The organism is Bacteroides sp. UBA939, from assembly GCF_002293435.1.
GTDB lineage: Bacteria > Bacteroidota > Bacteroidia > Bacteroidales > Bacteroidaceae > Bacteroides.
Genome location: NZ_DBDF01000145.1, coordinates 7,273 through 19,122, shown reverse-complemented (window position 1 = coordinate 19,122; position 11,850 = coordinate 7,273). Strand labels below are relative to the sequence as shown.

Genomic DNA, 11,850 nt, shown 5'->3' with positions numbered 1-11,850 from the left:
ATGAATTATGAATTATGAATTGCTATACAGTACGATTACACAGCCATTCAAAATTCAAAATTCATAATTCATAATTCAAAATTCAAGATTCTATCATGATTACTCCAATCCGTCAATAGTAATGATGCGTCCGTCGGCATCGTATTCCAGTTCGCATACTTTGAGGCTACGCAACCAGGTACGTCCGCCGGAAGGTACGCTGTCGTGATGGAAGAGATACCATTTCCCTTTGTACTCTACGATGGCGTGGTGGGTAGTCCAGCCTACCACCGGGGTAAGGATTACTCCCTGATAAGTGAAGGGGCCGTAAGGATTGTCACCAATGGCATAACACAGCAAATGGGTGTCTCCGGTGGAGTAGGAGAAGTAGTACTTTCCGTTATACTTGTGTATCCAGGAAGCTTCGAAGAAACGACGTTTGTTGTCTCCGGCGGTCAATGGTTCGCCGTTCTCGTCCAGAATAACAACCGGCTTAGGCTCTTCGGCAAATTGTAGCATGTCTTCGCTGAGCTTAGCGATGCGTGCGGGAATGGCGGGTTCGTTGTCTGCGGGAAAGGTGGCGCTTTCCAACGCTTTGTTGTCGCGGTAACGTTGTAGCTGTCCGCCCCAAAGACCACCGAAATACATATAATAGTTTCCGTCGCCGTCATTCAGGATGGCGGGGTCTATGCTGTGACTGCCGCGCATCGGGTCAGGCTGGGGAATAAACGGACCTTCGGGACGTTCACCAATGGCAACGCCTATACGGAAGATATCGTTTTGGTCTTTCAAAGGGAAATACATGTAGTATTTTCCATGCTTCTCGGCTATATCACAATCCCATAGCTGACGACCTGCCCAGGGAATATCTTCTGTGGTAAGCACTAAGCCATGATCTGTAATTTCTCCCGTCATCGGGTTGTCGGTGGAGAAGACGTGATAGTCTTTCATATTGAAGTGGTCGCCGTTGTCGTTTTCAGGGATACCACTCTCCCAGTCGTGGGACGGGTAAATGTAAAGGCGGTCGTTGAATACATGGACGGCAGGGTCTGCCATATAATCTCCGGGTACTAAATATCTTTTTTCTTTTTTCATGATACAATTGTTTATTCAGTTAGTTATTCTTATAATTTCCTGTTGCATAAAAGGCTGTCAAGCTGCACGAATACATCCTTTGTTGCAACTAAGCTGCCGGCTAATAATCCGTTTGTTTTCTACGTTCGGTCAATTCGGATTGCATGTACTCATTATACTTCTTCGTGATGGGGTAGAACCACAGCGTGATGACTCCGATAAAGAATGTCAGTGCCGGAATAAGGCTGGACGAAAGTACAATACCTTGAATAGCCGATTCGCTTTGTGCCACGCCCGCACCCGATACGTAACCGAAACCGGAGAGCAGGAATCCCAGAATGGCGCCTCCTATGCCTAAACCCGCTTTCAGGGCGAACACTACACCGGCAAATACGAAGCCGGTGGCGCGACGGCGATTTACGTATTCCGAATGGTCTGCCACGTCGGCAATCATCGCCCAAAGCAACGGAACAGTAGGAGCATAAGCCAAACTCTTCAGGAAGTTCAATACGAACATCGTTTCCACATCCGTTTGGCTGGGGAAGTAGAAGAATGCCGTAAACAACGCCGTCAGTGCCAGACATACGATAAATACCGATTTCTTTCCGAAGCGGTTGGCAAGGAAGCCTGAAAGGAAGATAACGCCGAAGAACTGTACAACGGCTCCCAGCATATTGAATACGCCGAATCCCACTTCGTAAGCTTTTTCGGGGCTGCTGACAATGAGGCCGAAAGCATTCAGTATCGTATATCCTATACTGTCGCCGGCTTGAGTAGCCACCAGCCCGAGTTTGTCGAGGAACGCATAGAGCGCATCTGCATCCACATAATTTTCGAAGTAGAAATTCATGGCGCTTCCCCACATGGCGAGTGTGGTGAAAAGGAAAAGAGTCAGAATAAACATCGCTCTCCAGGGTATATTCTTGAATACATCCTTGATGTCTTTCCGTGTATCCGTTTTCTGATTGGTAGGTGGCGTAATACGCTCGCGGCTGGAGAAGAACGTGACGACCAGGAACACAAAGCCGATAACGGCAAACAGTGAGATGGTACATAGCCAGCCGTGTCCTTTGTCACCGCTTTCGCCCGCGAACTTGCTCACCAGCGGAAGCGTCAGACCTTGTACTACAAACTGTGCAATGGTGGCGGCAACGAAACGAATGGATGTGATACTGGTTCGCTCTTTGATGTCACTTGACATTACACCACCCAACGAAGCGTACGGTGTATTGTTGAAAGAATAAAGCGCCATTAATAAGGTATAAGAGATGGTGGCGTATACGGCTACCAATCCTTTATCTTCAATACCGGGGTTGTAAAACGCCAGGATGTAGAATACCATGAAAGGAAGTGCTGTCCAAAGCACCCACGGGCGGTATTTACCCCATTTACTTTGTGTACGGTCGGACAATATACCTACGGTAGGGTCAACGAAAGCGTCGACAATGCGGGCTATCAGCATCACTGAACCTGCAACGGCGCCTTCCAGGCCGAATACGTCGGTATAGAACTTGGTTTGATAAATCATCATCATCTGGAATACAAGATTCGCAGAGCAATCTCCTAAACTATAGCCAATTTTTTCGGCGATAGATACTTTCTGACTTTGTGCGTTCATGATATCTTAATTTTATTATTGATTTTATATGTTTCTCACGGCAACAAAGATACTAAACTGTATTTTAGAATGCGCCTTATAATGTAACAAAAAGCATTACTTTGGTTACATAGTCTTTAGCTGGTGTTACATGATTTTTCGTTTACCGTACATACCCTCTCCGGAAAGGGTAAAACGGGCGTCTTTCATTCATTATTGAGGTAATGTGAGAAGACAGAAAAAACCGGAGTTTTCACTGCATATAGATGGCACTTACACCGCATATATATGGTTCGCGGACCGCCTATATGATTTTCCTCTGCTACATGAAAAATACCTCTCGTGCTATATTTACAACATTCATCTTTGCATTTTATAAGAATATAGTTTATCTTTGTTACCGATAAACAGATATTATAGATTATGTTCCCCAATTCCAGGCATACATTCTTCGCATGGTCGCTGGCACTCTGTCTGCTTCTCCCGTTCGGTAAATTACTTTCCGTTCGGAATAACATCTATAATGCCGAAACGTTTTTTCCTATTTCAACCGTAGCGTACGTGTCTTCGGACAGCCTCTTGCCGGAATATCTGACTTTTCCGGATTCTGTTGCCATGGCAGCACCGGCAGCCGTCGAGCAAAGTCCCCGTGCTCTCGTAACTTATATGAAACAATACCTCCACACGCAAGACCAATTAATACGCGCTATCTATACATGGGTCTCAAGAAATATCAAATACAATGTATACATAACTTTCAGCTCACGAAACGAAGACTTGGACGAAGCGAAAGAAATACAGAAAATACTTTCTGAGCGTAAGGGCGTCTGTCAACACTACGCACTGCTTTTCAAAGTTCTCGCAGAAGAGGCAGGTATGGATGCTTACATCATCAATGGTTACAACCGGGTAAACGATGTCGTACTGCCCGACCCGCACCAATGGTGCGCCGTCCGTGTAGAAGACAAATGGTATATGTTCGACCCTACGTGGGGAGCAGGTTTCATAGATAACCACCAGTTCGTCCCTTTACTCAATCACCGGTACTGCAAGTTGTCTCCCGATTCATTATTGAAGACACACATGCCTTTCGACCCTTTGTTCCAATTCCGCGAGCGTCCGCTTACTTACGAAGAGTTCGATGGCGGCACTTTCGACGAACAACGCTCCGTTCCTATTTTCTACTGGCCGGATACGTTGTCCTTATATGCCAAACAGGATACGCCGGAACGCTTGAGTGGCGCCAGGTTACGCATTCTGGCAAACGGGCAGGCGAACGCTTTAGTTTACTATACACTGGAACTTACAACCAATAATATCCGTATATCCGAATACCAGAAAATACTGAATGCTTATAATGAGGCGATGGAGTTACAGGGAAAGGCTACGGATGCTATCAATCAATTCATCCGGTACAGAAATCAGGCGTTCGAGCCATTAAAATCGGATGAAGAAATTCAGGCGATGGTGGATGTACCCGAACGCTTAATAAATCGGGCGGATAGTGTTATCAATATCATTCACTCCGCACCGGACAAGTACAGGCAGCCTATCCTTGAATTACGAGACCAGATTATGGATGTAGCAACCACCGTCTATAAACATAAACTTTTCCTGCGGCAGTACTTTAAGCTACCTGCAAAACAGCGGAAAGGGTTATTCAAGCAAACAAAGTGATGGATTGAAGTTTCGCACCTGCGCTATCACCTCTTCAATGAGGGTAAGCGCCGAAATGGATTTTTCTTTTATATCTTCATTGAAAGCCTTTCCCTGCATTGCTTCAAGCTGCTTCAATAATTCCACAAGTCTGTCGGCGCCCAGCAGTGTGAAAAGCGGCAACATCTTATGTCCCATAGCAGCAATACCGTCCGTATCTTCCGCTTCCAAAGCCTGACGCAAGCGGTTGGTATTGATACGCGTTTCGGAAACGAAACTTTCAAGAATCGATTTGGCAGCTTCCGGGTCATCGCTGGAGAAAGCGGTGAGAGCGTCAAACTTTAAAGTATCCTTCAACTCACAAGAGCTTGTACCTTCTCTTTGAGTAACTGTGGGAATCTCCGGATTTAAAGCTTCCTTCAACTCCCCGCTTCTAAAGTTCAGTTCCTGCATCAACTCCGCTACAGTGAATGGTTTGTGGAGGCTACCGGCAAAACCGTGTTCCAGAAACTCTTCGCGCTTTATATCGCTACGGGCTGTAACGGCAATCACCGGTATGGTCTTAGCTTGAGAAATATTTGAGGCGCGGAGAAGTTTCAACAGGTCGAAGCCGTTGAGTGCGGGCATTTGCACATCAGTCAGTAATACGTTGAAATCATCCGTGCGCAAGGCTTCCAGAAGTTCGTCCAATTGTAAGCAACAGGCAGAAGTAATGCCGCACTGCGAAAGCATGGCGCTTGTCAGAGTCAACTGAATGCGGTCGTCGTCAATAAGCAGAACTTTTAATTGCGAATTATAAGTTGAAGGCTGAGGGCCACAATCCGTTCCCGATTCGTTGTTCTCACCGGAAGCAGACTTATGAACCGGATAAAGCGGTATCCTGAATGTAAACGTACTGCCCTTACCAAGCTCACTCTGCACGGTTATACTTCCATCCAATAACTGTACCAGCATACGGACAATGGAGAGTCCCAATCCAAATCCTTCTTCTCCCTGCGCACCCGGCAGGCGGGTAAATTCCCGGAAGATATGTTCGCAGTCTCCGGCCTCCATACCTTTTCCCGTATCCATAACGGAAAGTTTCAGATGACTGCCTGGAAAGTTCGGATTACCCTTTTCCACATAGCAAGCCTCCAATGTGATGCCGCCTTGAGCGGTGAACTTCACAGCGTTGGATAGCAGGTTGTTGATGATTTGGCGCAAGCGTAGCGGATCACTGATAAATGTACCTTCGAGCGCAGAGTCGACCTCGCAACGTAAAGACAACCCTTTGGCTGAGACTAAAGGTTCAAAACTAACCCGTATCTCTTCCAACAAACGCGCCGGATGGAAAGTAACACGGTTTATCTCAGCTTTGTGCAAGTCGAGGCGATGAAAATCGAGCAAGTCGGAAACCAGTTTAAGCAAGTGTTCCGAAGAAGTCTTCATATTGTCCAAATAGAACTGCTGGCGTTCATCTACCGTAAGTCTTGAAAGCAGGTCGGTGTACCCCATAATAGAGCCTAATGGAGCTTTGAAGTCATGCGTAATGGCAAGCATCAGCTTTTCGCGGGAAGCCAGCAGATCTTCAGCAAGACGATTAGCCTCTTCCAGTTCATTCCTGTAGCGGTTACTGCGAGTGATATCCCGCCAAATAATAAGAAGGAAAATAACAGATAGCAGAACAGCCCCGGCGGCAATCCCCGAAATGATTGTGGCAGAACGGTGACGAACTCCTTGCCGGAATTCAGCTTCTGTACGGGCGCGTAACAAGGTTTCCTGCTCGTATCCTTTCAACAGGCTGTCAATGCGTGCAGTCAGGGAATGGTCAAGCCGTTGCAAGGTTCGCTCACGTTGGCGGATAACACTGTTGGTGGCTTTCTTCTGCCGGGCAACAGTAAGTAATCTCTCATGCAGGGAGTCTGCCGGATTATAGGGTTCGAGAATCGTATCCGTGGCATATTCCAAAATAGTTTGTACCTGGACGGCACTATCTTTCTTCGGAGGGACGAAGACTTCTCCCAGGCGACGGAAGAAACCTTTCTTTTTGGGTTGGGTAAGCACCGTGTCCTGACGGGTAACGACGCGCTTCTGCACACGTTGTTGGGTGATAACAGTGTTTTGCTCCGCAAGAATTTCTTCCACTTCGCGGGCGGAGATCATACTATCGTTAGCTTCACTGAGTGTACGTAACAGGCGGACGGTATTGGCATCTTTTTCCCGGAGAAGAGTAATCAGGCTATCTGTCTGTAGGATATCGCTATTGTCAGAACTCACAAGATTTTCCATCTCCCTGCGCACAAAGAACAGGGAAAAAAGAAGAACTGCCAGCAAAACCGCATAACCGACAGCTATTTTCTTTTTGGAGACATTGTTCATCACGATATAATTTAAGTTTCGCAGTTCTTTTATTGCTTAACCTATCACCTTTCATCCGCAGATGATACAGATAACACAGATTAGGTTTTAAATAAATCCGCGTAATCTGTGTTATCAGCGGATGAAAATATCTTTTTGATAGTGTACTTTACTTTTATTTTCCCTTCGTTTTATAACGAAACCGTAGCCAAAGCATGATACCCGCACTGGTCAGTCCAAAAGGAAATGCCATCCAGACGCCGACCGTACCCCAACCCAGTACGAAACCGCAGAAATATCCTACGGGCAAAGATATAACAAAATAGGCGATAAATGCAATGAGCATCATAGGTTTTACATCGGCAATACCACGCAGAGCATTGGCGAAGTTTATTTGCAGACCATCACCAAACTGATAAATCAGGAAAGGCAGGAACAAAGAAGAGACCATAGCGGAGACTTCCATACTATCCGTAAACCAACCTCCTACTTTACCGCGGAATATAAATACGATACTCAACAGCACTACTGCCATTATTATTATAAGGTGGAAACCGGCATACGCCGAACGACGGATGTTTGTTATATCACTCTGCCCTTTGAAGTTGCTGACACGTACGGCAACTGCCGCCCCCATGCCATAAAACATCATGAAAGGGAATTGGGAGATAGTCAACATAATCTGGTGGGATGCCAAAGCAACTACTCCCAACCAGCCAACCATAATGGTACTGAGATTAAATGAAGCCGTCTCCATGCCCATTTGCAACCCAACCGGCCAGCCCAAAGCATTCAGTCTTCTGAACAATGCACGTGACCAGCCTAAACGGATAAAACCGGCTTTATATCTTAGGAATCGGCGACTACGGAAAATAATAAGCACGAAAGCTATCACCATCACGATACGGGAGAACAACGTGCTGATACCTGCTCCCAGCAGCCCGAGTTCAGGAAAACCGAACTTTCCGTAAATCAGCAGATAGTTACCGGCAATGTTCAATGCATTTCCTCCAAGAAGCACCCACATCGCAGTCTTAGTATCGGTAATTCCATCCACAAACTGTTTGAAACCGTTGAAGAGCATAACAAATAACAACGATACCAGCAGGACTAAATAGTAGGGTTTAATCAATGGTATTAACTCTTCCGGCTGCCCCATGCGTTCTACATTAATATAAACTATGGTCATGATAAGAGTCAATAGCAAAGCTACCAACACATTAGCCAGCAGGCTGCAACGCAAAGCCTGTCCGGCTTCCATAAAGCGGCGGTTACCATAATATTCGCCTACAATAGGGGTCAATCCGTAAGAAAAGCCCATACTGAAAATAATGCAGAGAGTAAACATGTTGTTGGTGAAGGAAGCCGCTGCCAACTCGGCTGTGCTGTGATGTCCCACCATCAACGTATCGGCAAACCCGAGAACGATAATTCCCATTTGCCCGATAATAATAGGAAGTCCTAAATAAGATAAGGCTTTGTAATGACCTTTGTATGTATCGATCAGCTTTTTCATCGCTGTTGCCTACCGGTTTTCGCACATATAATGTAATACAACCGAATTGTCTTTACGGAATGCTTCTTGCGCCACCCTTTGTAACTGCTTTGCTGTCACTGCGCGATAGCGATCCACTTCCCGGTCTATGTCCTCCGCTTGTCCGTTCAGCTCAAACCAAGCCAGATTGGTAGCTACATTCAGGTAATTGATATTCCCGAATATCTGGGTGGATTCAAACTTATTCTTTACCTTTTCTAATTCCTGTTCTTCTATCGGTTGTTGTTGTAACTTCTCCAACTCTTCGCACACTGCCGCCTCAGCTTGCTCCAATGATACACCGGTTGCAGGTTTCCCACAGATATGTAACAGCCCCGCATCTCTCGTACCCGAAATATAAGCATCAATACTCGAAAACAATTTTTGTTCCTGTACCAGGCGACGGTTAAAGCGGCTGGAACGCCCGTTGCTAAGAATGTCCGACAAGATATCGAAGGCATAGTAATCAGGGTGCTTGTGGCTGCATATATGATAAGCCATATACAACGCGTCCAGAGGAACAGGCCGCATTACGGTTTGCCTGCGCTCCGCTGTCTGTACAGGTTCCTGCGGCAATGTCCTTACGGGGACTTCCCGGTACGGAATGGTACCAAACCACTTTTCGGTTAGCATAACGGTTTCTTCCCATGATATATTTCCGGTGACAGTCAACACGGCATTGTTCGGCGCATAGTAACGATAGAAAAACGCTTTTACTTCTTCCAGCGTGGCATGTTCGATGTGCGAAAGCTCTTTGCCGATAGTCGGCCAACGGTATGGGTGTACCTGGTACGCCAACAGGCGGATAAGATGTCCGGCGTCACCATAAGGCTGGTTCAGGTAGCGCTGCTTGAACTCTTCCATTACCACGCCACGCTGCACTTCGAGGCTATGTTCACTGAATGCCAATCCCAACATACGGTCAGATTCCAGCCAAAATCCGGTTTCCACGTTCGACTTGGGAATAGTAAGATAATAGTTTGTTATGTCACTATTTGTCCAGGCATTGTTCTCACCTCCTGCCAATTGCAACGGGGTATCATAATCGGGAATATTCACGGAACCGCCGAACATCAGGTGCTCAAACAAATGGGCAAAACCTGTATGTTCGGGATGCTCGTCACGGGCGCCCACATCATAAACGATATTCAGCGCTACCATTTGCGTACTGGTATCTTTATAGTGCACCAGCCGCAGGCCATTATCTAAAACGCATTTATTTATTTTCATGATTATCAGGATGATAGTTTCTGAAATCCTATTATGCCGGATTTCACTCTATCACCTCGACTTTGATAATCTTCACATCTTCTTCCGGACGGTCGCTACGGTCTGTTTTTACCTTTTGTATTTTATCCACTACATCCATGCCTTCGATTACTTCGCCGAACACCGTGTATTCACCATCCAGGTGTGGAGTACCACCTACTGTAGTATAAGCTTGCACCTGTTCCGGCGTAAAGTGGAATTCCGGTTCTTTGGCAACTTCGGCTTCAGCTTGAGCAAACAGGGTATCCTGCAAATTCATCAGTCCGTCCTGATCATTCTCCTTGCGCATCTTGTAGATCTCTTTCATGTGCTTCTGCGCCAATGCATTGAATACATTGGTTAACCGTCCCTGGTTGATTTGGTGCTCCATGCCCAACAGCGTAGAGTCGTTATATACTTTACCCGTTACGATGTAGAACTGGCAACCTGAAGATTCTTTTTTCGGATTTACATTATCGCCCTGACGTGCGGCAGACAATACTCCCTTTTTATGGAAGTATTGTGGATAAACAAATTCGGCGGGGACTGTATAGCCTACATCGCCTGAACCCAACATTTTCCCTTTGGGAGCATTCTTCGATTCCGGATCGCCGGCCTGTATCATAAAATCCTTGATAACACGGTGGAACAATGTACCTTCGTATGTTCCCGCTTCCGCCAACTTAATGAAATTATCGCGATGCAACGGCGTCTCATTATACAATTTTACGATGATGTCACCGGCAGATGTTTCAATCTTCAATTTAGTTTCTTCATTCATACTTCTATCTTTCTTTTGTCCTGACCAGCAAGCTGTAAGGCTGCACATCAGTATGGTTAATAATACAACAAAATTACTTTTCATGGTGCTTTTTATTAAAATTAAGGTGCAAATATACGATTTTTAGGTAAAACAGTTTACCTTTGTGTTATAAAAGAGATAAAAGTTAAGGTAATGAAATCCATACTCGTTGTTGAAGATGATATTACTTATGGCATGATGCTAAAAACCTGGTTAAGTAAAAAAGGCTTCCAGGTGACTTCTGCCAGCAGTATCGCCCGTGCCCGGAAGCATCTGGAGACGGAAAGTACAGACTTGATCTTGTCCGACCTGCGTCTGCCCGACGAAGATGGAATTGACCTGTTGATGTGGCTAAACACGCAAGGAATGCCCATACCATTTATCATGATGACGAGCTATGCGGACATCCGGTCGGCCGTACAAGCAATGAAGTTGGGCGCCAGCGATTATGTTGCCAAGCCGGTAAATCCGGATGAACTTTTAAAGAAGATAGGTGAAGCCATAAACAAATCATCAGTTGTGTCCGAGCAGACTGTTCATTCGCCTCAAGCCAATCCGAAAAGTACCCCATCGTCCGATTATCTGGAGGGAGAAAGTGACGCAGCCAAACAACTCTATAACTACGTCAAACTGGTTGCTCCTACCACTATGTCGGTACTTATTAATGGCGCCAGCGGTACGGGAAAAGAATATGTGGCTCACCGCATCCATCAACTCAGTAAACGAGCCGGGCAACCTTTCATTGCCATTGACTGCGGTTCTATCCCCAAAGAACTTGCCGCTTCGGAATTCTTCGGGCACGTAAAAGGCTCGTTTACCGGCGCATTGTCAGACAAAACCGGAGCTTTTACCGCTGCCAATGGTGGAACCATCTTTCTGGATGAAATAGGAAACCTTGGTTACGAGGTACAAATACAATTACTCCGGGCTTTGCAAGAACGGAAAATCCGCCCGGTAGGTTCAAATAAGGAAATCACCGTAGATGTACGTTTGGTTTCCGCCACCAATGAAGACTTGGAGCAAGGCATTGAAAAAGGGACTTTCCGTCAGGACTTATATCACCGCATCAATGAGTTCACTCTGCGTATGCCTCAACTGAAAGACCGCCGGGAGGATATTTTGCTTTTCGCCAACTTTTTCCTTGACCAGGCTAACCGGGAACTCGACAAGCAGCTTATAGGTTTTAATGAATCCGCTTCAAAAGCTCTGTTGGAATATCATTGGCCGGGCAATCTGCGTCAAATGAAGAATATAGTACGCCGCGCCACCTTATTGGCACAAGGTAAGTTTATAACGTTGAATGAATTAACTGATTTGCAACAATCCGCTACTCACTCGCCCGTAGGCTTGCCGTTGCGTAATGAAGAAGCAGAGAAGCAACAGATACTTGAGGCATTACGACAAACGGGAAATAACAAAAGCCGCGCGGCACAGTTGTTGGGCATAGATCGTAAGACGCTATACAATAAATTGAAGCTTTACGATATAGAGGGGTAAGGATGATGCTTTCAATTTAAAATACTTAGCCTGCATTATTCATAAGTGTCTCGTCGTAAATGAGAATTTAGCGGTGATTCAAACACAGAGACACAGAGGCACGGCGTTTTTTCTCTGCGACGTAGT

At 45.9% G+C, this 11,850-nt stretch carries 8 protein-coding genes; 2 read left to right on the top strand and 6 right to left on the bottom strand.

What is annotated here, in order from left to right:
- Nucleotides 1-99 precede the first annotated feature (99 nt).
- Both B2Z67_RS09105 and B2Z67_RS09100 read right to left on the bottom strand, forming a co-directional pair.
- A complete protein-coding gene (locus B2Z67_RS09105) occupies nt 100-1,074 on the bottom strand; it encodes a glycoside hydrolase family 43 protein (protein WP_291529510.1) in 975 nt (324 codons plus the stop codon).
- Between the two features lie 100 nt (nt 1,075-1,174).
- Nucleotides 1,175-2,671, bottom strand: coding sequence for an MFS transporter (locus tag B2Z67_RS09100; protein WP_291529509.1), 1,497 nt, complete (start codon nt 2,669-2,671; stop codon nt 1,175-1,177).
- 402 nt (nt 2,672-3,073) lie between these two features.
- Between B2Z67_RS09100 and B2Z67_RS09095 the strand changes: the two genes are divergently transcribed.
- Nucleotides 3,074-4,327 carry a transglutaminase domain-containing protein gene (locus B2Z67_RS09095; protein ID WP_291529508.1) on the top strand — a complete coding sequence of 418 codons (1,254 nt, stop codon included), beginning with the start codon at nt 3,074-3,076 and terminating at the stop codon, nt 4,325-4,327.
- Here the strand turns inward: B2Z67_RS09095 and B2Z67_RS09090 are convergent.
- From B2Z67_RS09090 to B2Z67_RS09075, 4 genes are all read right to left on the bottom strand, one after another.
- Nucleotides 4,307-6,664 (bottom strand): hybrid sensor histidine kinase/response regulator, encoded by a 2,358-nt coding sequence (locus B2Z67_RS09090; RefSeq protein ID WP_291529507.1) that lies wholly within the window; start codon nt 6,662-6,664, stop codon nt 4,307-4,309. The genes B2Z67_RS09095 and B2Z67_RS09090 overlap by 21 nt on opposite strands.
- 154 nt (nt 6,665-6,818) lie before the next feature.
- A complete protein-coding gene (locus B2Z67_RS09085; protein ID WP_291529506.1) occupies nt 6,819-8,159 on the bottom strand; it encodes an MATE family efflux transporter in 1,341 nt (446 codons plus the stop codon).
- Nucleotides 8,160-8,168: 9 nt separating this feature from the next.
- On the bottom strand, nt 8,169-9,407 hold the full coding sequence (locus B2Z67_RS09080) for a M16 family metallopeptidase (protein ID WP_291529505.1): 1,239 nt from the start codon (nt 9,405-9,407) through the stop codon (nt 8,169-8,171).
- A gap of 43 nt (nt 9,408-9,450) precedes the next feature.
- Nucleotides 9,451-10,290: a peptidylprolyl isomerase gene (locus tag B2Z67_RS09075; protein WP_291529504.1), complete on the bottom strand. Its 840-nt coding sequence runs from the start codon at nt 10,288-10,290 to the stop codon at nt 9,451-9,453.
- Nucleotides 10,291-10,380: 90 nt separating this feature from the next.
- Here B2Z67_RS09075 and B2Z67_RS09070 point away from each other — a divergent pair, with 90 nt between their 5' ends.
- Nucleotides 10,381-11,724 (top strand): sigma-54-dependent transcriptional regulator, encoded by a 1,344-nt coding sequence (locus B2Z67_RS09070; protein WP_291529503.1) that lies wholly within the window; start codon nt 10,381-10,383, stop codon nt 11,722-11,724.
- Nucleotides 11,725-11,850 lie beyond the last annotated feature (126 nt).